Origin of the sequence: Tessaracoccus rhinocerotis (assembly GCF_007197885.1) — a bacterium.
Taxonomy (GTDB): Bacteria; Actinomycetota; Actinomycetes; order Propionibacteriales; family Propionibacteriaceae; genus Arachnia; species Arachnia rhinocerotis.
Map to the genome: position 1 here is coordinate 249,636 of NZ_VKKG01000003.1, position 23,499 is coordinate 273,134.

At 67.9% G+C, this 23,499-nt stretch carries 16 protein-coding genes and 1 pseudogene; 16 read left to right on the forward strand and 1 reads right to left on the reverse strand.

From position 1 onward, the window contains the following. Positions 1-187: 187 nt before the first annotated feature. The gene (locus FOJ82_RS09295) at positions 188-784 is read right to left on the reverse strand and encodes a histidine phosphatase family protein (protein WP_143938200.1); all 597 of its coding nucleotides are present in this window, start codon (positions 782-784) and stop codon (positions 188-190) included. Between the two features lie 83 nt (positions 785-867). Here FOJ82_RS09295 and FOJ82_RS09300 point away from each other — a divergent pair, with 83 nt between their 5' ends. From FOJ82_RS09300 to FOJ82_RS09375, 16 genes and pseudogenes are all read left to right on the forward strand, one after another. After that, positions 868-2,307 carry a xanthine dehydrogenase small subunit gene (locus FOJ82_RS09300; RefSeq protein ID WP_143938201.1) on the forward strand — a complete coding sequence of 480 codons (1,440 nt, stop codon included), beginning with the start codon at positions 868-870 and terminating at the stop codon, positions 2,305-2,307. Further along, positions 2,304-4,643: pseudogene (xdhB, locus tag FOJ82_RS09305) on the forward strand (xanthine dehydrogenase molybdopterin binding subunit). The gene FOJ82_RS09300 and the pseudogene xdhB overlap by 4 nt, the downstream one beginning before the upstream one ends. Further along, positions 4,643-5,482 (forward strand): xanthine dehydrogenase accessory protein XdhC, encoded by an 840-nt coding sequence (gene xdhC, locus FOJ82_RS09310; RefSeq protein WP_143938202.1) that lies wholly within the window; start codon positions 4,643-4,645, stop codon positions 5,480-5,482. Before xdhB ends, xdhC begins: the two are co-directional and overlap by 1 nt. A 159-nt stretch (positions 5,483-5,641) precedes the next feature. Beyond that, positions 5,642-7,003, forward strand: a complete 1,362-nt coding sequence (locus FOJ82_RS09315; protein ID WP_143938203.1) for an ABC transporter substrate-binding protein — start codon at positions 5,642-5,644, stop codon at positions 7,001-7,003. Positions 7,004-7,152: 149 nt separating this feature from the next. Beyond that, positions 7,153-8,133, forward strand: a complete 981-nt coding sequence (locus FOJ82_RS09320; RefSeq protein ID WP_143938204.1) for a carbohydrate ABC transporter permease — start codon at positions 7,153-7,155, stop codon at positions 8,131-8,133. Then, the gene (locus FOJ82_RS09325) at positions 8,130-9,017 is read left to right on the forward strand and encodes a carbohydrate ABC transporter permease (protein ID WP_143938205.1); all 888 of its coding nucleotides are present in this window, start codon (positions 8,130-8,132) and stop codon (positions 9,015-9,017) included. Before FOJ82_RS09320 ends, FOJ82_RS09325 begins: the two co-directional genes overlap by 4 nt. Continuing rightward, complete coding sequence (locus tag FOJ82_RS09330; protein WP_143938206.1) at positions 9,017-10,438, forward strand: GH1 family beta-glucosidase; 1,422 nt, start codon at positions 9,017-9,019, stop codon at positions 10,436-10,438. Before FOJ82_RS09325 ends, FOJ82_RS09330 begins: the two co-directional genes overlap by 1 nt. A 61-nt stretch (positions 10,439-10,499) precedes the next feature. Further along, entirely contained in the window at positions 10,500-11,507 is a 1,008-nt protein-coding gene (locus FOJ82_RS09335) for a LacI family DNA-binding transcriptional regulator (protein ID WP_143938207.1), read from the forward strand. 50 nt (positions 11,508-11,557) lie between these two features. Next, positions 11,558-12,577 carry a hydroxyacid dehydrogenase gene (locus FOJ82_RS09340; protein ID WP_185975701.1) on the forward strand — a complete coding sequence of 340 codons (1,020 nt, stop codon included), beginning with the start codon at positions 11,558-11,560 and terminating at the stop codon, positions 12,575-12,577. 280 nt (positions 12,578-12,857) lie between these two features. Further along, positions 12,858-15,095 carry an FAD-dependent oxidoreductase gene (locus tag FOJ82_RS09345; RefSeq protein ID WP_143938209.1) on the forward strand — a complete coding sequence of 746 codons (2,238 nt, stop codon included), beginning with the start codon at positions 12,858-12,860 and terminating at the stop codon, positions 15,093-15,095. Then, complete coding sequence (locus FOJ82_RS09350; protein WP_143938210.1) at positions 15,095-16,201, forward strand: LacI family DNA-binding transcriptional regulator; 1,107 nt, start codon at positions 15,095-15,097, stop codon at positions 16,199-16,201. The genes FOJ82_RS09345 and FOJ82_RS09350 overlap by 1 nt, the downstream gene beginning before the upstream one ends. A gap of 153 nt (positions 16,202-16,354) precedes the next feature. After that, on the forward strand, positions 16,355-17,650 hold the full coding sequence (locus FOJ82_RS09355; protein ID WP_185975702.1) for an ABC transporter substrate-binding protein: 1,296 nt from the start codon (positions 16,355-16,357) through the stop codon (positions 17,648-17,650). A 2-nt stretch (positions 17,651-17,652) separates the two neighbouring features. Beyond that, on the forward strand, positions 17,653-18,597 hold the full coding sequence (locus FOJ82_RS09360; RefSeq protein ID WP_143938212.1) for a carbohydrate ABC transporter permease: 945 nt from the start codon (positions 17,653-17,655) through the stop codon (positions 18,595-18,597). 92 nt (positions 18,598-18,689) lie between these two features. Next, positions 18,690-19,529 (forward strand): carbohydrate ABC transporter permease, encoded by an 840-nt coding sequence (locus tag FOJ82_RS09365; RefSeq protein ID WP_143938213.1) that lies wholly within the window; start codon positions 18,690-18,692, stop codon positions 19,527-19,529. Positions 19,530-19,647: 118 nt separating this feature from the next. After that, entirely contained in the window at positions 19,648-20,541 is an 894-nt protein-coding gene (locus FOJ82_RS09370) for a hydroxyacid dehydrogenase (RefSeq protein WP_143938214.1), read from the forward strand. Positions 20,542-20,655: 114 nt separating this feature from the next. Continuing rightward, positions 20,656-23,463 (forward strand): polysaccharide lyase family 8 super-sandwich domain-containing protein, encoded by a 2,808-nt coding sequence (locus FOJ82_RS09375; RefSeq protein ID WP_185975703.1) that lies wholly within the window; start codon positions 20,656-20,658, stop codon positions 23,461-23,463. The last annotated feature ends 36 nt before the right edge of the window (positions 23,464-23,499 follow it).

Sequence of the window (23,499 nt, forward strand, 5' to 3'; positions counted from 1 at the left end):
AGCGTGTCGAGACCGAACTCCGTTGGTCGAGTAGCTCGCGCTGGCGAGCGTGTCGAGACCTGAGGAGTGGGTCGTGGTCTCGACACGGGCGCGGGGCGCCCTACTCGACCAGCGGGGATGCCGGCCGCGGTCTCGACCAGCGGGGATGCGGGCCGCGGTCTCGACCAGCGGGGATGCGGGCGAGGCGTCAGAACCAGTCGGCGACGTGGTCGCCCCAGCGCTCGATGCGCCAACCGTCCGAGGTGGACCCGGTCATGGTGATCCACTGGGTGTTCGCCAGTGCCGGGGCAGTCTCGCGGCTCCAGTTGGGGTCCTGGGTGATGGCCCACACGCGCAGGGCGGCGCCGTGGCTGACGACGGCGACGCGCTCGTGTCCCTCCTCCTCGATCTGTGCGATCGCGGTGTCGAAGCGGTGCAGGAACTCGCGGGCGGACTCGCCGCCCTCGAGCTTGGCGTCGAGGTTCTCCGGCGACCAGCTCTCCAGCATGCCGACGTAGGTGGTCCAGTCCGGGCTCATCTCGTGCACTCCCGCGGAGATCTCGTGGATGCCGTCGAGCACCGAGACCTGCAGCCCGCGCCGCCCGACCAGGGGCTCGGCCGTCTGCTGGGCCCGGGTGAGGGTGGAGACGAACACGGCGTCGATCTCCTCGTGCGCGATCGCCTCGGCGAGGGCGTGCGCCTGCTCCACCCCGCGCTCGGTCAGCGGCAGCCCCGGAACGGCGGTGTCCAGCAGTCTGTCAACGTTGGCCTGGGTCTCCCCGTGGCGGATGAGGATGAGTCGCATGGCTCCAAGCCTAGCCAGCGGCGGCAAGCGGGAGTCACCGGATTCCTTCCGGGATCGGGCGGGCACGCGTAGTCTCGGTGACTATGACGCAGACGGGCGTCGAGGTCCTCGTCAACGGCCGACGCAGGACCGCAGCCGACGCGTATCCGCACACCAGCGCCCTCGAATGGCTCCGGGGGCTGGGACTGACGGCCGCGAAGGAGGGCTGCGCCGAGGGGGAGTGCGGCGCCTGCGCCGTCCTGGTGGCCCGACCCGACGGCGATGGCGGCACGCGCTGGACCGCCGTCAACTCCTGCCTGGTGCCGGTCCTGGCGCTCGAGGGCCAGGAGGTCGTCACCGCCGAGGGCCTCGGCGCGCCCGACGCCCTCCACCCGACCCAGCGCGAGCTGGCGACTCGGGGCGGTTCGCAGTGCGGCTTCTGCACGCCGGGCTTCGTGTGCTCCATGGCCGCCGAGTACTACCGCACCGACCGCGAACCGACGTCGAACCCGGACGCCGAGACCGGCCCGAACGGCTTCGACCTGCACGCACTCGGCGGCAACCTGTGCCGTTGCACCGGCTACCGGCCGATCCGCGAGGCCGCGGACGCGCTGGGCTTCCCGTCCGCCGACGACCCCCTCGCGCAGCGTCGCGCACTCCCGGCGCCGCCGACGAGCACCGGCAGGCACAGCGGCGAACAGGGCGAGTACGTCCGTCCCCAGAGCCTGACCGAGGCGCTCGAACTGCTCGCCGAGCGGCCGGACGCCCGCGTCGTCGCCGGAGCAACCGACTGGGGAGTCGAGGTCAACCTGCGCCACAGCCGCGCCCCGGTGCTGCTCGCCCTCGACCACCTGCCCGAGCTGCGCAGGCTGACGGTGCGGGACGACTGGATAGAGATCGGGGCGGCGCTCAGCCTGTCCGACGTCGAACGCGGCCTGGCCGGCGCCGTGCCGCTGCTGGCCGAGGTTTTCCCACAGTTCGCCTCCCGCCTCATCCGCAACGCCGCCACCCTCGGCGGGAACCTCGGCACCGCCTCCCCGATCGGCGACGCCGCCCCGGCGCTGCTGGCCCTCGACGCGACGCTGGTGCTGGCCGCGCGCGACGGTGAGCGGCAGGTCCCGCTCGCCGAGTACTTCACCGGCTACCGCGAGACCGTCCTGCGGAAGGGAGAGCTGATCCGGGCCGTGCGGGTGCCGCAGCCGCAGCCCGCCGCCACCATGTTCCTGAAGGTGGCCAAGCGCCGCTTCGACGACATCTCCTCGGTGGCCGTCGCGATCGGCGCGGACTTCAGCAACGGGAAGGTGTCCCGGGTAAGGATCGGACTGGGCGGGGTGGCAGCCACCCCCATCAGGGCCACCACCGTCGAGGACCACCTCACGGGCCGACCCTGGGACGCCACGACGGTGCGGGCGGCGGCAGAGTTGATGGCCGGAGAGGGGACACCGCTCGACGACCACCGCGCCAGCTCGCACTACCGCAGCGCCATGCTGCGCCAGGCCCTGCTCCGGTTCCACGCCGCCCACCCGTCGGGGGAACGACCATGACCGCCACCCTGGGGCGCACGGGCCACGACGGCGTCGGCGCTGCGGTGCCGCACGAGAGCGCCGTCGGCCACGTCACCGGGGCGGCCCTGTTCACCGACGACCTCGTCGGCCGCCTGCGCGACGTCCTGCACGCCTGGCCCGTGCAGGCGCCCCACGCCCACGCCCGGGTGACCGGCCTCGACACCACGCCCGCCACCGTCGTCCCCGGCGTGGTCAGGGTCCTCACGGCCGCCGACGTCCCGGGCAGCAACGACTCGGGGACCAAGGGGGACGAGCCCCTGTTCCCCGACGAGGTGATGTACCACTCGCAGGCGGTTGCCTGGGTGCTCGGCGAGACCCTCGAGGCCGCCCGCCGGGGCGCGGAGGCGGTGGTGGTGGACTACGTCGCGCTGCCGTCGCTGGTGACCATCGAGGAGGCCATCACCGCGGACAGCTTCCAGGGCGCCCAACCCGTCATGCAGCGGGGCGACGCCGCGGCCGCCCTCGCCGCCAGCCCGCACGTGTTCCGCGGCGAGTTCTCCTTCGGTGGACAGGAGCACTTCTACCTGGAGACGCAGGTGAGCCTCGCCGTCGTCGACGAGGCGGGGCAGGTCTTCGTCCAGTGCAGCACGCAGCACCCGTCGGAGACACAGGAGATCGTCGCGCACGTGCTGGGGCTGCGTTCGCACGAGGTGACCGTGCAGTGCCTGCGGATGGGCGGCGGGTTCGGCGGGAAGGAGATGCAGCCCCACGGCTTCGCCGCCGTCGCGGCGCTCGGCGCCCGGCTCACCGGCAGGCCCGTGAGGGTGCGGCTGAACCGCACCCAGGACATCACGATGACCGGCAAGCGGCACCCGTTCCACGCCACGTGGGAGGCCGGCTTCGACGACGACGGCCGCATCCTCGCCCTCGAGGCCACGCTCACCTCGGACGGCGGCTGAAGCCTCGACCTGTCCGAGCCCGTCCTGCTGCGCGCGATGTGCCACGTCGACAACGCCTACTTCGTGCCCGACATCCGCGTGCACGGGCGCATCGCGCGCACCAACAAGACCTCCCAGACCGCCTTCCGCGGCTTCGGCGGGCCGCAGGGGATGCTGGTGCTCGAGGACGTCATCGGACGGGTCGCGCCCCGGCTCGGGCTCCGCCCCGACGTCGTGCGTCGTCGGAACCTGTACTCCGACGGCCAGACCACGCCCTACGGGCAGGAGGTCCGGCACGCCCACCGGATGTCCCAGATCTGGGACACCCTCGCGAGCACCAGCGACCTCGCCGCGCGACAGGCCGAGGTGGCCGCCTTCAACGCCGCCGAGCCGCACCGCAAGCGAGGGATAGCGATCACGCCGGTGAAGTTCGGGATCTCCTTCACCCTCACCACCTACAACCAGGCCGGCGCGCTGGTGCTGGTCTACAAGGACGGCTCCGTGCTGGTCAACCACGGCGGCACCGAGATGGGCCAGGGCCTGCACACCAAGATGCGGCAGGTCGCAGCCAGTGCCCTCGGCGTGCCGCTGGCGACGATCCGGCTCGCGCCCACCCGCACCGACAAGGTGCCCAACACCTCAGCCACGGCCGCCAGTTCCGGCTCCGACCTCAACGGTGCCGCGGTCCAGAACGCCTGCACCGACCTGCGCGAGCGCCTCGCCGTAGTGGCCGCCGACATGCTCGGCACCCGCCCCGCGGAGGTGCGCTTCGTCGACGGCGCCGTCAGCACGGACGCCGACCACCGGCCCGCGCTCACCTTCGCCGACGTCGTCGCCCAGGCCTACGTCCGCCGCGTCCAGCTCTCGGCCACCGGCTTCCACCGCACCGAGGGACTCCACTGGGACACCACCCGCGTGCACGGCAACCCGTTCAAGTACTTCGCCTATGGCGCCGCCGTCGCGGAGGTGGAGGTGGACGGCTTCACCGGCGCCAACCGGGTGCTGCGCGTGGACGTGCTCCACGACGTCGGGAACAGCCTCTCGCCGCTGGTGGACCGTGGGCAGGTCGAGGGCGGGTTCGTGCAGGGGGTCGGGTGGCTGACCCTGGAGGAGTTGCGCTGGGACACCTCGGACGGACCCGGCCGGGGCCGACTGACCACGCAGGCGGCCAGCACCTACAAGCTGCCGAGCTTCTCCGAACTGCCGGAGGTGTTCAACGTCGACTTCCACGCGGATGCCGCCGAGCCCGCCGTCGTCCACGGCTCCAAGGCGGTGGGGGAGCCGCCGCTGATGCTCGCGTTCAGCGTCCGGGAGGCGCTGCGGCAGGCGTGCGCGGCCTTCGGTCCAGACGGCACGACGGTGGACCTCGGCTGCCCCTCCACCCCGGAGGCGGTCTTCTGGGCGATCGAGGCCGCCCGCAACTCCGGCGGTGCGTGATGGACTGGATCAGGGCCCTCGACACGCTCCGGGACCAGGGCCACCCGGCCGTCCTGGTCACCCTCACCGACGTCCACGGCCACGCCCCGCGGGATCCGGGCGCCAAGCTCGTGGTCTCCGCCATCGGCCGGTGGGGCAGCGTCGGTGGCGGCAACCTCGAGGCCGGCGCCGTCGCCCGGGCCGAGGCGATGCTCCGCGAAGGGCTGACCCGGCCGGAGTTCCTCGAGTTCGGGCTGAACGAGCACGTCCCCACCGTCCACGGCCGGCAGTGCTGCGGCGGCAGGGTGCAACTGCTGCTGGAGCCCGTGCCGGTGCGCCCGACGGTGGCCGTCTTCGGGCTGGGCCACGTAGGCTACGAGGTGGCCCGGATCGTCTCCCGGCTGGACGTGCAGCTCCACCTGGTCGACACCCGCTCCGGCGTGCTCACCGCGGAGCAGGAGGCAGACCTGCGAACGGGCCCGGCCCGGATCTGGCGGCACCAGCCGCTGGTGCCGGAGGCCGTGCTCGAGCTCCTGCCCGCCGGCAGCCACCTGGTGGTGCTCACCCATGACCACGCCGAGGACATGGCCATCTGCGACGCTGTGCTGCGCCGCCCGGGGTGGGGCAGCGTCGGCCTGATCGGGTCGACCGCGAAGTGGGCCAGGTTCCGGATGCGCCTGCAGCAGGCGGGCCACCCCGCCGTCGCCGTCGACCGGATCCGGTGTCCGATGGGCCTGCCCGGGATCGAGGGCAAGGCGCCGGCGGTGATCGCGATCTCGGTGGTCGCGGAGCTGGCCCGGACGTGGGTGGCCGCCGGCGTCGAGCCCTCCGAGCCGGTCCGACGCCCCTCCGTCGGCTAGCCGGTTGCCGGCGCCTCGGCCATGGCCGAGCGACGGCCGGGTAACGATTGCATAACGTCGTGAGAGCGCTCTCTTGACGATGCAGTGATGTTCGGGTTACGGTTCGTGCAGCGTGAGGGAGCGCTCTCTCGCATTCGTCCAGCACCACAAGGAAGTGACGTGAACACCAACCGACGCACACGTTTCGCCGCTGCCGTCTCCGGACTAGCGGCCCTCTCTCTCCTCGTCTCGGCCTGCTCAGGCCCGGCCGCCGGCGAGACCGAGGAACCCAACGACACCAACACCACCACCGGCGAGAACGGCGGGACGGGCGAGGAGATCACCCTCACCGTCACCACGTTCGGCACCATGGGCCTCGATGACCTCTACGCGCAGTACGAGGAGGCCAACCCCGGCATCAAGATCGAGGCCACCAACATCGACACCGGCGGCAACGCGCTGACCGACTGGCAGACCAAGCAGGCCTCGGGCGCGGGTCTCCCCGACGTCCAGGCCGTCGAGGAGGGTTGGCTGTCGAAGGTCATGACCGTCAGCGACTCCTTCACCGACCTGCGCGAGTACGGCGCCGACGACATCTCCGGCAACTGGGTGGACTGGAAGGTCGCCCAGGCCACCGACGCCGAGGGCCGCATCATCGGCTACGGCACCGACATCGGCCCGCAGGGCCTGTGCTTCAACGGCTCGCTGCTCGAAGAGGCCGGCCTGGCCTCGGACCGTGAGGGCTTCGCAGAGCTCCTCGGCGGCGACGACGCCACCTGGGAGAACTTCTTCGACGTCGGTCGCCAGTACCACGAGGCCACCGGCAAGTCCTGGTACGACCAGTCCGGCTTCGTCTGGAACGCCATGGTCAACCAGCTCGAGGAGGGCTACTACACCGCCGACGGCGAGCTGAACATCGTCGACAACCAGGAACTGAAGGACCGCTGGACGCTGCTGGCCAACGCCGCGGCCGACGGCCTCTCGGACAACCAGACCCAGTGGGACTGGGGCGGCGGCCAGGCCTTCGTCGACGGCTCCTTCGCCGTCGCCGTTTGCCCCGGCTGGATGCTCGGTGTCATCAAGGGCCAGATCGAGGCCGGCGGCGGCGACGCCTCCACCGGCTGGGACTTCGCCGACGTCTTCCCCGGCGGCCCCGCCAACTGGGGCGGCACCTTCCTGACCGTGCCCACCACCTCGGAGCACCCGGCCGAGGCCGCAGCGCTGGCCGAGTGGCTGACCGCCGCGGAGCAGCAGGTCGCAGCCTTCCAGGCCGCCGGCACCTTCCCGAGCAACCTCGAGGCACAGCAGGACCCCGGTGTCACCGGCCAGAGCGAACTGACGGCAACGTTCAACGACGCCCCCGTCGGTGAGATCCTCGGCTCCCGCGCCGAGGGTGTCCACGCCCAGTTCAAGGGTCCGGACGACTCCGTGATCCAGGAACAGGTCTTCGGAGCTGCCGTCAAGGAGATCGACGCCGGCGAGACCGACGCCGAGGCCTCCTGGAACACCGCCGTCGAGCTGCTCGACACGATCGTCGGCTGACTTGCGCTGAAATTCGTTGGTCGAGTAGCTCGCCCAGCGAGCGTGTCGAGACCCTCGGGCCACGGGGAGTCTCGACACGCGCCGCTCGTACCTCGCGGGCTACTCGACCAACGGTTCCGCGCCGACCCGACCGAAGGAAAGCCCACGCCATGCACACCACCACCGCGCAGTCACCGCCGACGCGTCTGACCTGGCGCCAGCGCCTCAGCCGCGCTGACGTCCGATACTCGCCCTACGCCTACGTCGCACCGTTCTTCATCCTGTTCGCGGTGGTGGGCCTGTTCCCGCTCGGCTACACCTTCGTCGTCGCACTGAACGACTGGAACCTCCTGACCGGACCCGGTGAATGGGTCGGGCTGGCGAACTTCCAGCGCGAACTGACCGACAAGCTGTTCTGGAACTCCATCTTCAACACGTTCAGCATCTTCCTGCTCTCGGCCATCCCGCAGCTGATCGCCGCCACGGCCATCGCGGCGATCCTGGACCAGAACCTCCGCGCGAAGACCTTCTGGCGGCTGTCGGTGATCGTGCCCTACGTGGTCACCCCGGTGGCCGTGACGCTGATCTTCGGCAACATGTTCGGTGAGCGCTACGGCCTCATCAACAACGTGCTGAGCACCATCGGCATGGACCCGGTGATGTGGAAGAGCGAGACCCTGCCCAGCCACCTGGCCATCGCCGCCATGGTGAACTGGCGCTGGACCGGCTACAACGCCCTGATCCTGCTGGCCGCCATGCAGGCCGTGCCGCGGGAACTCTACGAATCGGCCGCCATCGACGGCGCCGGCGCCGTGAAGCGGTTCTTCGCGATCACCATCCCGAGCATCCGCCCCACCATGATCTTCGTGGTCATCACCGCCACCATCGGCGGGCTGCAGATCTTCACCGAGCCCAAGCTGTTCGACGCCAGCGCCAGCATCCCCGGAGGCCCCGGCCGCGAGTACCAGACGACGGTGCTCTACCTGTGGGACCTGGCGTTCAACCGGCAGGAGTTCGGGCGGGCATCCGCCGTCGCGTGGCTCCTGTTCCTGATCATCGTCGCCATCGGGCTCATCAATTTCCAGCTCTCGCGCAGCATCGCCGGCTCCGGGCCGGGCAGGCAGAAGCGCCGCCGCAAGGAGAAGCCATGACCACCACAGCCCCACCGACCGCGGCCACCGCCCCGGTCCGCCGTCGCCGTCGACGCAGCGGCGCAGGCATCCAGACCGGCCCCCGCTGGTTCGTCTACGCGATGCTCGGCGCCCTCTTCGTCGGCAGCACCTACCCGCTGTACTGGTCGTTCGTGATGGGCAGCTCGGACAAGACCGCCCTGGTGGAGATGTTCCCGCCGCTGCTTCCCGGCAGCCAGTTCTGGGCCAACGTCTCGGAGGTGTTCGCCACCGTCCCGTTCTGGAAGTCCCTGGGCAACTCGATGATCGTGTCCTCGGTGATCACGATCTCGGTGGTGTTCTTCTCGACGCTGGCGGGCTACGCGTTCGCCAAACTCCGCTTCCGGGGCCGCGAGGGCCTGATGGTGTTCGTGATCGCCACCCTCGCAGTCCCCACCCAGCTGGGCATCATCCCGCTGTTCATGCTGATGAAGGAGTTCGGCTGGACCGGAAGCCTCGGTGCGGTGATCGTCCCCACCCTGGTGACGGCCTTCGGCGTGTTCTTCATGCGCCAGTACTTGGTCGACGTCATCCCCGACGAGCTCGTCGAGGCCGCCCGCGTCGACGGTGCCAGCATGATCCGCACGTTCCTCAACGTCGGACTCCCGGCGGCCCGGCCCGCCATGGCGATCCTCGGCCTGTTCACGTTCATGACGGCCTGGACCGACTACCTGTGGCCGCTGCTGGTGGTGCCGCAGAACCCGACTCTGCAGGTGGCGCTGAGCCAGTTGCAGTCGGCCAAGTACGTGGACTACTCGATCGTCCTCGCAGGAGCGGTGCTCGCGACGCTGCCGCTGCTGGTGTTGTTCGTCATCGCGGGCAAGCAGTTGGTTTCCGGAATCATGGCAGGAGCAGTGAAGGGCTGATGGCAACACGTCTCGAAGGCCGGTTCCCCGATGGATTCATCTGGGGATCGGCCGCCGCAGCGGCTCAGATCGAGGGCGCGGCGGCTGAGGGCGGCAAGGAGGACTCCATCTGGGACCACTTCGCCCGGCAGCCGCTGGCGATCGCGAACGGGGACACCCCCGCCGTGGCTGTCGACCACTACCACCGGATGCCAGCCGACGTCGCCCTGATGAAGGAGCTCGGGCTGCAGTCCTACCGCTTCTCCACGAGCTGGGCGCGCGTGAAGCCGGGTGACCGGTTCGTCAACGCCGAGGGGCTGGACTTCTACAGCCGCCTCGTCGACGAGCTGCTGGAGGCGGACATCCTGCCGTGGCTGACCCTCTACCACTGGGACCTCCCACAGGCGCTCCAGGAGCTGGGCGGCTGGGCGAACCGGGACACGGCGTTCCGATTCGTCGACTACGCCGTCGCCGTGCACGAGAAGCTCGGTGACCGCGTGCGGCACTGGACCACCTTCAACGAGCCGCTGTGCAGCTCCCTGATCGGTTACGTCGGCGGCGAGCACGCCCCCGGTCTCACCGATCCCTACGCCGGACTCGCGGCCCTGCACCACCAGCACCTCGCCCACGGGCTGGCCACCCGGCAGCTGCGCGAGCTCTCCGACGACCTCCAGGTGGGCATCACGCTCAACCTCACCAACGCCGTCCCGAACAACCCCACGGACCCCGTCGACATCGACGCCGCCCGCCGGCTCGACGGCCTGTGGAACCGGATGTACCTCGAGCCGCTGCTGCTGGGCGCCTACCCGGCCGACGTGCTGGAGGACCTGCGCGAGTACGACTTCGAGCGACTCGTCCATGACGGCGACCTGGAGACCATCTCGGCGCCCATCGACTTCCTCGGCGTGAACCACTACCACGACGACAACTTCAGCGGTCATCCGCTGCCGGAGGGGCACCCGCCGGGCAAGGCGCCCACGGCGAGGCAGGGACGGTCGTGGTTCGTCGGCTCCGAGCACGTGACGTCGCCGACGCGCGGCCTGCCGCAGACCGCGATGGGTTGGGAGGTGAACCCGGACGGGTTGCGCGAGCTGCTGGTGAGGCTCACCCGCACCTACGACAACCTGCCCCCGCTCTACATCACCGAGAACGGCGCCGCCTACGACGACGTCGTGGTGGACGGGCGGATCGACGACGTCGAACGCTGGGACTACATCCGGGCGCACCTGTGGGCCGTCGCCGACGCCATCGAGGAGGGTGCCGACGTCCGCGGCTACTTCGCCTGGACGTTCATCGACAACTTCGAGTGGGCGTGGGGCTACGACAAGCGCTTCGGCATCGTCCACGTGGACTACGAGACCATGGAGCGCACCCCCAAGCTGAGCGCGCTGCGCTACAGCCAGTTGATCGTCGCGACGCGCGAGCCGGCCCCGGTCGGCTGATCGGGCCCAACAACGGTCACAGCCCCTAGGCTGGACACGAAACGGTTTCGGAGGGCAAGGAATGTCAAGGCAGAAGGCCCCAACGCTCGAGATGGTGGCGGCGCACGCGGGGGTGTCGCGCGCCACCGTCTCACGAGTGGTCAACGGCACCCCGACCGTGGACCCCGCCGTCGTCGAGACGGTGCAACGCTCCATCGCCGCGCTGAACTACGTCCCGAACCGGGCCGCCCGCTCACTCGCGAGCAGGCGCGCCTTCGCCATCGCGCTCGTGGTCCCCGAGAGCACCGCCCGATTCTTCGCCGACCCGTTCTTCGGCGCCGTCGTCCAGGGCGCGGCCCTCGAGCTGGCACCTACTGACTACACGCTCAACATGATCATCGAGTCCGAGGACCAGGTGGCAAAGACGATGCGCTACCTGCTCGGCGGCAACGTCGACGGCGCACTCGTGGTCTCGCACCAGACCGGCGACCACTCCTGGGCCGACATCGCCGAGTCGCTGCCGGTCGTCTTCGGCGGCCGACCCCTGGACGAGTTGCAGGACCGCAGCTACTTCGTCGACGTGGACAACGTCGCCGGAGCGCGCCGGGCGGTGCGGCACCTCGTGGAGCGGGACTGTCGACGCATCGCCACGATCTCCGGGCCGCCCACCATGCCGGGCGCCCAGGACCGCCTGCGCGGCTGGGAGGAGGAACTCGCCGCTGCCGGGCTCGAGCCGGGCCCGATCGAGCACGGCCGCTACAGCGCAGACTCCGGTCGCGAGGCGATGCAGCGGCTCCTCGCCCGCGGGGAGGCCTTCGACGGTGTCTTCATCGCCTCCGACGAGATGGCCGTGGCCGCCTACGGGCCATTGCGTGCCGCCGGGCTGCGCGTCCCCGACGACGTGGCGGTGGTCGGCTTCGACGACGCCTCGTTCAGCGCCTCCGCCGAGCCGCCGCTGACCACCGTGCGGCAGCCGGTGGTGGAGATGGGCGCGGAGATGGCGCGCGTGCTGGTGCGGCTCATCGAGAACAGGCCGGCGGAGAAGGTCACCATCATGGACACCCAGCTGGTGGTCCGCCAGTCCGCCTGAGCGCGGGGCCCGACTGGTCAACTGCGTTGCGGCCACCCAGAATGGGGGCCATGACCACCACCGCTGCCCAGGAGCAGAGCCGTCCCGTCGTGCTGTTGGCCGTGAGGCCCGAGGTGAGGGAGATGGTCCTCTCCGACGCCACGCTGGACCGGCTGGCCGAACTCGGCGAGGTCGTCGGGACCGACGGCCGCGAGTGGGACGACGTCGAACTGCCCGCCGGGGTCCGTGCGATCGTGACCGGCTGGGGAACGCCCGAGGTCTCTGCCGAGCTGCTGGAGCGGCTCCCCGACCTCGAGATCGTGGCGCACACCGGCGGCAGCGTCCGCGGCATCGTGTCCCGGGAGGTCTGGGAGCGGGGGGCCCGAGTCACCACGGCAGCGGAGACCAACAACCGGTTCGTCGCCGAGTACACCGCGGCCCAGGTGCTGCTGGCGCTCAAGGGCGCCCACCACGTCGTCGCCCACGGCCGACGCAACCACGCACTGCCCCGGCCGATCGGCGCCCCGGGCACGCTGGGACAGCGCATCGGGCTGGTCTCCTACGGCTCCATCGCCAGGCACGTCCGCGCCGTCCTGCGCGCCCTCGACGTCGAGATCTGGACCTGGGACCCGTACGTCAGCGACGAGGACCTCGCCCGCGACGACGTCCGCCGCGCCGCCGACCTCGACGAGCTGTTCCGGACCTGCCTGGTGGTCAGCATCCACTCACCCCTGATCCCCGGCGTCACCGAGGGCCTCGTCGGTGCGGACCAGCTCGCGTTGCTGCGGCCCGGCGCCACCCTCGTCAACACCTCCCGCGGCGCGATCATCGACGAGCCGGCGCTGGTGGCGCTGCTGCAGCAGCGCCCGGACGTGTGCGCGGTGCTGGACGTCACCTGGCCCGAGCCGCCCGTGCCCGAGTCCCCGCTCTGGGAGCTGCCCAACGTGCAGCTCACAGGCCACGTCGCCGGGGCGATCGGGTCCGAGGCCGTCGCGCTGGGCGCGGCCGCTGTCGAAGAGCTCGAGCGCCACCTCACCGGGGAGCCGCTGCGCCACGAGGTCTCCGCGACGGCAGCGGCCCGCCGCGCCTGACCCCCAGTTTCGCCACGTCCCCGTTCGCGAGTAGGTCGCTGGCGACCCTTGCGTTGAGCAGGGAGCGTCGGCGAGTCTGTCGAGCATCGGCGCGTCGGGCGCCGCACCATTGCGTGGTGAGGAAAGTGTTGGCCCGAGTTCCGCTGGTCGAGTAGTGCCGGTGAGGAACGAGCGGGCGTGTGGTGGTCGTGGGGCCACCACGGGTGCGACTCTTTCCTGAGTCCTTCTGGATTCATTCCTGCGAGTGAGGGCAGGATGGCCCCGACACGAAGGAGTGACTATGGGTCTCGAGGATCTGGACGCCGACGTCGTAGTGGCGGGGGGTGGGATGGCGGGGATCTGTGCGGCGATTGCCGCCGCACGGCAGGGGTTGGATGTGGTCTTGGTGCAGAACCGTCCAGTGCTCGGTGGGAACTCGAGCAGCGAGGTCCGCGTCTGGGTCTGCGGTGCAACGGCGACGGGGCACCAGCGCTATGCCCGGGAAACTGGCATCGTCGGTGAGCTCTACCTGCAGAACGAGTTCGTCAACCCGTTGGGCAACCCGGCCTACTGGGATCTGGTCCTGCTGGAGGCAGTGAACGCCGAGCCCAGGATTCGGCTCTTCCTGAACACCCATATCCACGACGTCCACGTATCGGGCAGTACCGTTGATGCCATCAGCGCCCACGTCCTGGGATCCGAGCGCGACCTTTGCATCCGGGCTGACTATTTCATCGACTGTACCGGCGACGGCTTCGTGGCGGCCAGGGCAGGTGCGGAGTTCATGCTGGGACGAGAGGCGCGCGGCGAGTTCGACGAGGGTTGGGCGCCCGAAGTGGCGGATGACACCACGCTCGGCAGCACGATTCTCTTCTACACGAAGGAGGAATCCGAACCCGTACCTTTCGTGGCACCTTCGTTCGCGATCGACGTCGCCCAGACATCCATCCTCGAGTCCCGAATCCTGCGTACCGGGGACAACGGGGCGGCCTACTGGTGGATCGAGTGGGGCGGGGAACTGGACGTGGTAGGCGACAACGAACGGATCCGTGATGAACTCTGGGCCGTCATCTACGGGATCTGGGACTACATCAAGAACTCAGGAAACTTCGATGCCGACACCCTCACTTTGGAATGGGTCGGATCTATCCCTGGTAAGCGAGAATACCGGCGGATCCTTGGGAGTTACGTGATGACCCAGAGCGACGTAGAAGTCAACCGGCGGAAGTCGGATGCCATCGGCTTCGGTGGTTGGTCCATCGACCTGCACCCCTCCAAGGGCGTCTACGAGCCCAAGGGTGCCGCCCAGCAGATCTACCCGCCCGGGATCTACGACATCCCCTTCGGAATCCTGCACGCCCGCGGCGTCGACAACTTGTTGATGGCTGGCCGCAACGTGAGCGCATCCCACGTCGCGTTCGGTTCGCTGCGGGTGATGGCCACGTGCGGCGTCATGGGTGAGGCCGCGGGCACCGCCGCCGCGGTGTGCCGGGACCGGGGCCTTCTCCCGGCGGAGTTGGCGGCCGATGTGCGTCCCCTGCAGGAGCGCCTCCTGCGGGCCGACGCCGCGCTGGCTGGTCTGGCCCTGCATGATCCGACGGACCTCGCCCCGTACGCGAAGGTGGCGGCCAGCAGCACGCTCGACACCACCGTCGGGCCAGATCCCGTCGACTGGGTGCGGCTCGAGAGCGACACCGCCGTCCTGTTCCCCCAAACGGCGGTGACGACGTGGGTGCGAGCGGCCCTGCGCGCCGACTCCCCGACGACGGTGCGCTGGAGCGTCCGCACCACCCCCGACGCCCTGGCTTTCACACCGGCCGAGACCATCTCCGAGGGGGAGGCGGCCGTCGGTGTCGGTGGCGTGCAGTTGGTGGAGGTGCCCCTGCCGCCCGGAGACGGGGAGCGGAACCTGGCGCTCGTGCTGCATGCACAGCCGGACGTCTCGTGGGGCGTTGCCGGGGAGTACCGGTTCGGGCAGTTGTCGATGAAGTTGAAGGGCGACGGCGGGGTGGCCGAGGAGATCGACCTGCACTTGGAGGCGTCCGCGCCCAACGACGTCGTCCGGTGGGACATCAAGTCACTGAACCGGACGACGCTCGCGATCGCCCACCCGGGTTCCGCCTACACACCCGAGCGTGCCGCTTCTTCGCACCTGCGCCCCCACGATGGGCCACAGGCATGGGTCTCGGCGCCGATGGCGGACGAGCCGGAGTGGCTCGAACTGCGCTGGGACAACCCTGTGGATGTCGATACCCTCAGCCTCGTGTTCAACGACGACGTTAACCAGTATGCGAACAACCTCCACTACAAGCGCTGGCCCTTCCGAGTGGTGCCCGAACTCGTTGCCGACTACGACGTCGAAGTGCTGCGCGACGGGACCTGGCAGCGGGTCGAGCGGAAGGAGGGCAATCGACGCCGTCACCGTGTTCACCAGATCCGGTCCCGGAACATCACGGCAACTCGCGTACTCATCTCCCGGACCAACGGTGCCGCCAGCGCCCACGTCGTCGCGATCAGGGCCTACGGGAAGGAGTCCTGATGCAGACAACGCGACTACCCGGGGGACAACTCAAGTTCCACGCGCTGGCGGAGTACCTGCGCCGGAGCATTGACGCTGGCACCTGGGTGGTGGGGAGCAAGCTTCCCACCGAGCGGGAGCTCGCCGAGGCCACCGGATACTCGATCAACACCGTTCGGCGGGCGGTTGAGGAACTCGTCGCCGAAGGGCTCCTCGAGGTTCGCCAGGGAGCGGGCATGTTCGTGCTCTTGAAGCCCCGCAGCCAGAACCGTGAGGCATCCGTCGGGGTGCTGCTGCCGGACCTGCGTCTCTACTTCCCCAAGGTGCTTGAGGGAATCAAGGACACGCTCGAGGCAGCGGACATCAGTCTGGTCCTGTCCACTTATCAATATGACCCCGGCCGAGAGTCGGAGGCGCTCGAGCAGTTGATCCGCTCGGGGGTTGACGGACTCCTCCTGGTTCCCAGTGAAGCCCGGGGCCGGGCGGCTGGCGAGCGAATCGCGTCGCTGCGCAAGCTCGGGAAACCGGTAGTGTTGATCGAACGCCGGTTCGAGGAACTCGGGTCGGGAGACCCCACAGAGTTTGTTTGCTCCCATCACACTGCAGGAGCTTTCGATGCTGTCCAGCACCTGCACGCCCTCGGCCACACCCGGATTGCGCTGTGTCTGCGGGAGCACTCGCGCACCGGACTGCCCATCAGACTCGGGTACGAGGAGGCGATGGGGATTTTGGGGTTGGATGCCAGTGTCGTGGTCACCGCCACTTGGGACGAATGGGGGCCGGCAAAGGCTGCCGAAGTGCTGGACACGTTCCATCAGCAGGGGGTCACGGCTGCACTGGTTTTCGGTGACCGCGAGGCCGCCATCCTCGAAGCCGCAGCGCTTCGGCGTGGGATGGCCGTGCCCGGTGAACTGGCATTTGTCTCCTACGACGACGAGTCAGCAGAGTCTGCGCCGATCCCGTTGACCGCCGTCGCACCGTCCAAGTACCGGATGGGCCGGCTGGCTGCCGAACTGTTGCTGACTCGGCTGCGGGAAGGAAACGAGGCACCCGTGCACCAGATCTTCCTCAAGCCCAGGATTGTGATCCGCGAGTCGTGCGGTGCGGAAAACGGGGCCGGTGTCTGACGCATATTCCAGATTCATTCTTGATGCATGCTCTTTGAGTCCCATCTACTGATCAGTACACCCCTTCAGGGTGACGGTGATGGGGCCGGAGTAGTCCCAGCAAAGTGGCTGGGAGAAGGGAAACCCAAAATGTTCAGAAAGAGCAGAATTGGTTTGACGGGGGCCGTTGTGGCCCTCGCGGGTGTGCTGGCGCTGTCTGGTTGCGGTACGCGGTTCCAGGACGACGCCGGGGATGACCCGACCGTCCAGCAGGACGTGACACTCACCTACTGGGCAGCTTGGAGCGAGGGCGAGCCGCAGCAGGTGATCATGGACGCGATCATCGAGGACTTCACGGCAGAAACTGGAGTTGAGGTCGACGTCCAGTACATGGGTCGACAGGTGACCCAGAGCCTGATCAACGCCCTCGCCACGGGGGAGGGACCTGACCTGTTCGACGCCGGCACTCGCAACATCATGGACTTCCAGGCCCGCGGTTTTCTCGCGGATCTCGATCCGCTCCTGGATCGCGAGGTACCCGGTGAGGGAGTTCCCGTCTCCGAGACCATCGCAGACTCCGTGATCGAGTCCTCCCAAGCCGACGGCAAGCTCGCTATCCTGCCCACCTACATCAACTCCAACGCCATCTGGTTCAACGCGGGCCGCTTCCCGGAGTTGCGGGAAACGCCGCCGCAGACCTGGGACGAACTGATCGCACTCTTCGACGAGCACAAGGCACAGGGCCTCGTCCCCATAGGTGCTGACGGCACCGTCTCGGGCTACAACGTCTTCTGGATCTTCCAGAGCCTGGTCCAGCTCGGCGGACCTGGAACCATGCGGGAACTGGCCGAGGACACGGCCAACTGGGACGCCCCCGAGGTACTGGAGGCAGCGAAGCGCGTCCAGCAACTCGTCGAGGGTGGCTACCTGGATGACACCTACATGGGCAGCAAGTACCCGGACGCCCAGAACCGCTGGGCCAACGATGAGTACTCGTTCATGCTCAACGGCAGCTACATGGGTGGTGAGACGACCGATCAGCAGGCGGAGGGCTTTGAGGCCGACACCTTCCTGTTCCCGGGCGAGGGTGACAATCAGGTCATCGAGGTCACCGCGAACGGCTTGGCCGTGAGCGCTGACACCGAAGAGATGGATGCTGCCCTCGACTTCCTGTCATACGCCGCCAAGAGCGACCACCAGACCTTGTGGTCCACTGAGGCAGGGTTCATCGGGGCGCGCTCCGACGTCGAACCCCCGGCCTCACTCATCAGCCTCTACGAGCACATCCAGCAGGCGGACCCGGACCAGGTGACCGGGGCACACGACCTCGCCGCTGCGACGCATCCGCAGTGGTGGAACGACATCTTCCTGCCCGCCAACGACGCGCTGTTCAGCGGCGAACTCACCGCCGAGGCCTTCATCGCCCGTGGCAAGGAGGACACGGCCACGTTCCTCGGGTCCGACGGCTGAGCATGACCCAGGTCCACGAGATGTCCGATATCCCGGTGGCAGGTACGCGACGTGCCGGTCACCGGGGGGTGGACCGCGTCCTCATCCCGTTCCTCGCGCCGGCCATCGCCCTGATGACGTTGGTGCTGGTGTTCCCGTCCGCTTTCACGGTCCTCCTCTCCCTCGTCGACTGGCGCGGGCCGGGCGCACCCATGGAATGGGTGGGCATCGACAACTACACGAGCTTGTGGACGTCGCGGGCCTTCCGGGTCTCCTTCACCAACACCTTGGTCCTGGTGTTCCTGGGTGGTGCCGGGATCTTCGCAGTGGTGTTCTTCTCACTGATGGTGTTGCGGGGCATGCGGGGGGCGGGGTTCATCCGATCGGTGATCTTCGTGCCCTACATCATCTCGCCCATCGCGATCGGTGCGGCGCTTGGCTTCCTGCTCAATCCGCAGGGTGGCCTGAACACGCTGCTCGACACCGTGGGGCTGGAAAGGTTGCAGCGCGCTTGGCTGGCGCCGGAGATGGTCTTCCAGATGATCGTCATCGGACTGGTTTGGAGCGTCAGCGGCTTCTACATCGCCATCGTCGCCACGGGTACTGATCAGATCCCGCCCTATCTCTATGAGGAGGCTGAACTAGCCGGCGCCTCACGTTGGAAGCAGTTCTGGCTGATCACCGTCCCACTCTCCTGGGAGTCGGTCAGTGTGGCCTCGACATTGTGGATCATCACCGGGATGAAGACGTTCGAGATCGTGATCGCGTTCGTGGGCTCCCAGAGCTCCCCACCGCTGCAGGCACGCACCGCGGCGGTGCAGCAGTACCTGGCTACCACCGGTGGACCCGAGGGCGTTCCCCAGCTCGGCCGCGCCGCCGCCGTCGGAATCGCGATCTTCGTGGTCACAACCGTGCTCGTGCTGATCCTGCAGCGCGTGATGCGACGAGAACGGATCGAGCTCTCATGACGGCCACCATCCCGGTGCAGGCAATTTCGGACGACGCCCCGCCGCCCACCCGACGCCCACGCCGTTGGACCGCGAGGCCTGGCTCATTCGCGATGCCGAACCCGATCAAGATGCTTCTGTGGATCTGGGTGGTGTTCAACATCTTCATGGCCGTCTGGGTGGGTCTCAACGCGCTCAAGACTGACCGCGAGATCTTCGGCGCCCCCTTCGGGTTGCCGGCATCGCCCCAGTGGGACAACTTCGTCACTGCCTGGTCGCTCTCGGGATTCGGTGGAGCGGCACTGAACTCGGCGGTCGTCGTCGCACTCAGTGCGGTGCTCACCATCGCGATCGCCGCGCCAGCAGCGTACGTGATCAGCCGTAGCCACCGCAGGCTTGCGGCCCTCGCGAAGACCTACGTCGCCCTGTGTGTGGCGCTTCCCGTGCAGACCATCCTCGTACCGTTGTTCATCGCGCGCAGCGAGGTGCGCGCGTTCGCCATCGAGTACCTGTTCGGCTGGTGGGACGACCGCATCACCTTGGTGTTCATCTACATCGCAACGTCGTTGCCATTCAGCGTGTTCCTGCTGACAGCGGCTTTCGCCTCGCTGCCGACGTCACTGAACGAGGCGGCCGAGATGGATGGGGCCAGCCCCCTCGACACGTTCGCGCGGATTATGGTTCCCGTAGCTTGGCCGGGGATCAAATCGGCCCTCGTGCTCAATGCGCTGAACATGTGGAACGAGACCCTGTTGGTGCTGGTCCTGATCCCTGACCCATCCCAGCAGACCCTGCCGGCCGCGTTGCTGAGGCTCTACGGAACGATGCAGTACAACTCGAACTGGGGAGGCCTGTTCGCCGGCATCGTCATCCTCATCTATCCCGTGCTGGTTCTGTACCTGTGGGTTGGCCGTCGAATCATGGAGGGCCTCACCAGTGGCGCAACCAAGTAGCCATCGAAATGCCAGTCCCAGACCGCTCGTCCTATTGGCCGTTGCGCCCGAGTTGTTCGACCAGATCTTTCGGTCCGCTGTGCTCAAGGCCATCGCGCGCCAAGCGACGCTCTACCCAGTGGCCAACCCTGGGTCGCTGGGCGCGCTGCCGAACGACATCCTGACCCGGGCGGAGGTGTTGGTGACGGGCTGGGGGACGCAGCAGGTCGACCTCGATCTCATGCAACGGATGCCTAACCTGCGAGCTGTGGTTCACACCGGCGGCAGCGTCCGGAAAGTGGTGACATCCGAGGTGCTCGAGGGTGGACTGCTCGTCTCGACACAGGCTGGAACCAACGCCGAACCCGTCGCTGACTACACGCACGCCATGGTGACACTGAGCCTCAAGGGCGTGTTCCGCTCGGCGGAGGACTACCGCAGCGAGCGCAAGCGGATCGAGGTCTACGACAGGTATCGCGTTGCGGCCTCTCACGAACCCACCGTGGGTGTGGTGGGTGCCTCCAGGATCGGCCGCAGTGTCATCGCCAGACTGCGATCCTCGAGACTGCGGATCTTGGTGTACGACCCTTACTGCAACGATGCCGAGGCGTTGGGAGCGACCGAGGTGGACCTCCCCGAACTGTTCGCCAGCAGTGACGTCGTGACCCTGCACGTGCCCGGAACCGAGGAAACCAAGGGCATGGTCACTGCTGAGCTCCTGGCGCTCATGCGGGATGGGACGACCCTTGTGAACACCGCCCGCGGCTCCGTCGTCGATGGTGAGGCCCTCGAGGCTGAGCTGGTCAGCGGCAGGATCCGGGCGATCCTGGACGTCACTGACCCGCTCGTCCCCTCTCCGGACTCTGCTCTTTGGGATCGGCCGAACGTCCTGCTCACACCTCACATGGCTGGTGCCGTCGGCCCCGAACTCGCCGCCCTGGGGGCGGGTGCGGTATCCGAGGTCCAGCGGTATCTCGCAGGCAAACCGATGCTGCACCTGGTGAGTGCGGAGAAGTTCGCCCGCTCTGCCTGACCATAAGAGTGATTGGTTCGCAGGCATGCTTGATTCATCCCTCCGGAGCCGATTGTGATGGGTCCTGCGGGTTCGCGAAGAGGCGGGCCACTACTCAACGGAGAGGAAATACCCATGTTCGAGTTGTCGAGGCGCAAGTTGTTGCAGGCCACCGGGGGTGTCGGCATTGCAGCGGCCCTGGCCAGTCTTCCGGTCGCCACGGTCCCGGCGCACGCAGCGGGACGAGACACGATCCTGGCGAACTTCACAGAGATCTTCGCGGGCACAGCCGAAGTCAACGCGCACCCATCCGTGCTGTCCAAGGTCGACGCCATCCAACGAGACTCGGCGAACCTGTTCCGCAGGCTTCGTCCACCCGCGGACTGGGACAGGTTTGACGGAGTGATCGACGACATCAGGCTCGGCGTGGAGCACTGGCCCACGGCGGCCTCGGCCAGCAACTCCCTCGCCAACACCTACTCGGCGTTGACGAGAATCGTACTGGCCACGGTTACCCCGGGTGCAGCCTCCTACGGTGACACCGCAATCCAGGACGCGGTGATCGCGGCACTCCGGTGGCTCCTGGCCAACCACTACGACCTCGAGGGCAATATTTACGAGGGCACGGGAGATGTCTATGGGGACTGGTTCAACTGGGAGATTGGTGTACCGACGCACCTCACCAAGGCGCTCGTGTTCATGCGGGACAGGATCCCGACCGTCGATCCGAGTCTCATCGGGGACTACGTCAGGGTGATCGACAGCCACCAGGACTTCGAGCCACGGTTCCACACCGGTGCCAACCGGGGTGACATGACGATCAACCACTTCGTGCTGGGCGCACTGATCGGCGACGACGCACGGATCGCCGAGGGTATCCAGTGGCACCTCACGGTGGCTGACTACATCGACCCGGTCAACCCAGTCGACGGCATCACCAATGGGTTCTACGAGGATGGCTCCTTCATCCACCACGATTCTGTGGCCTATACGGGGTCCTACGGCAAGAACCTGCTGGTTCGCGTCATCGAGGCCACCAAGATCCTCGATGGTTCCGGCTACGTCGCCGACGGCCAACTCGCCGGAGTGGTGCTGTCCTGGCTCGTGGACAGCTTCGCCCCCGTCATGTACGAGGGCTGGATGCTGGAAGTCGTCAAGGGCAGGATCTCCGCCCGGCTCGACGTCGACTACGTCGACACCGTCATCGTCGCCGAAGCCTTCAGTGACATGTCACGCTATGCCCGCGGTGATGAACAACAGAAGGTGCGCTCCTTCGTGAAGTACTTGGGCACCGCGACGGAGGCTGTCATCGACACCAACGACTTCGCATCGCCGGGCTCGTCCGTGCTTTACCACGGCATCCTCGGTGACGCAGATGTCGTCGCCACGAACCCCTACATGCCCACCGGGCACCGCAGCTTCAACACAATGGAGCGCAACATCCACGTCCGTGACGGCTGGGCGTTCAGCCTCGCCCGGAGCTCGGAGCGCATCAGCAAGTACGAAACCATGAGCGGGGCCAACCCGAGGCCGTGGCTGCAGGGCGAAGGCGGCTACTTCATCCATCTCGCCGGCCAGAAGCAGAACGAGACCTACTCGGGCGAGCACATCCACACCGTTGACTGGCGCAAGTGGGCTGGTGCGACCGCACCCGACGAGGAGCGCCTCACCATCGAGGAACTGTACGGGCAACGCTGGTACGACAATCCGGAGTTGGGGTTCACGTCTTCCTCGCCCTTGCAGAACCAGTACTTCTACTATCCTCTGGGGCTCAACGAGCACTCGGGCGGCGCCGCGATTGACGGCTATGGCACCGCGGGCATGGTCCTTAGTTCTGACGTCACTTGGCGTGACGTACAGGCCGGACTGCTGCCCGACGACGTCGTCGCCTACCAGAACCCTGATGGAAACAAGTCCTGGTTCATGCTCGATGACCAGGTGGTTGTGCTCGCCGCCGGGCTGCGTGATCCGCAGGGACGACCCCTGACCACTACCATCGACAGCCGGACCAGCGAGGTGGGCAGCAACCCTGTCTTCGAGTGGGGAACGCGGTCCGGGGAGGCGTCTTCGGGCGAGACAGCGCGCACAGACCTGGCCTGGGTCCGGTGGTCCGACCCGAGCATCGGTGCCGCCGTCGGCTACGTACTTCTGTCCGATCCAGGGCTGGAGGTGGGCCTGAAGTCCGCCAACGTCACGGGCGTGGTTGGCAACCCGCGGGTGACGCAGACGGTCTCCAGCATCTACTACTCACACCCCGGCACGCAGGAGACGGCCCTCGCCTACGCACTGGTGCCCAACGCGTCGGTGGCAGCACTCAAGGACCACACCCGCCGAAACATCGAGGTCTTGGACAATGACACTGTGGTGCAGGCGCTGAAGGACCACGATGCTGGCGTGCGGATGGCGAACTTCTTCGCCGCCGGCAGCTCGGCCTTCCTCGAATCAGACGGAGCGGCTGCAGTCGTGCTCCGGAGCAGCAGCGACGGAACCTCTCGCCTGGCCGTCTCCGAGCCCACGTTCAAGCGGGGCCAGCTCGTCCTGAAGTTGAATCGGCCGTTGCTGACCTTCAACCAATCGGACGCGGGCGTGGCGACCGAGCAGGGGGACACAGCAAGTGTCCTCAGGGTGGACACCCTGAACGTCTGGGGACGGATCTTCGAGGTCGAGTTCATCGATCCGCTGGGGATCTTGGAATCGGCCGAGGCAGTTCTCGAGGCTGCGGTTGCCTCCGGCGCCGTCAGCGGATCGCTGTCCGTGAGGGTGATGACCTCCATCGCGGCCCTTGGTGGCCACCTGCGTGCCGGTCGTCGCCACCAGAGCCGAAAGTTCGTCGAGCATTTCCTGGAGCACCTGGGTCGAGTGAACCGAAACGACCACGTGGACCCGGGAACACGCGCCGAGCTGGAGCAACTCATGTCTGATCTCGACTATTCAATCAGCTGACCCCCGGCGCTGGGGAGCCCGTCTCCCCGGCGCTCA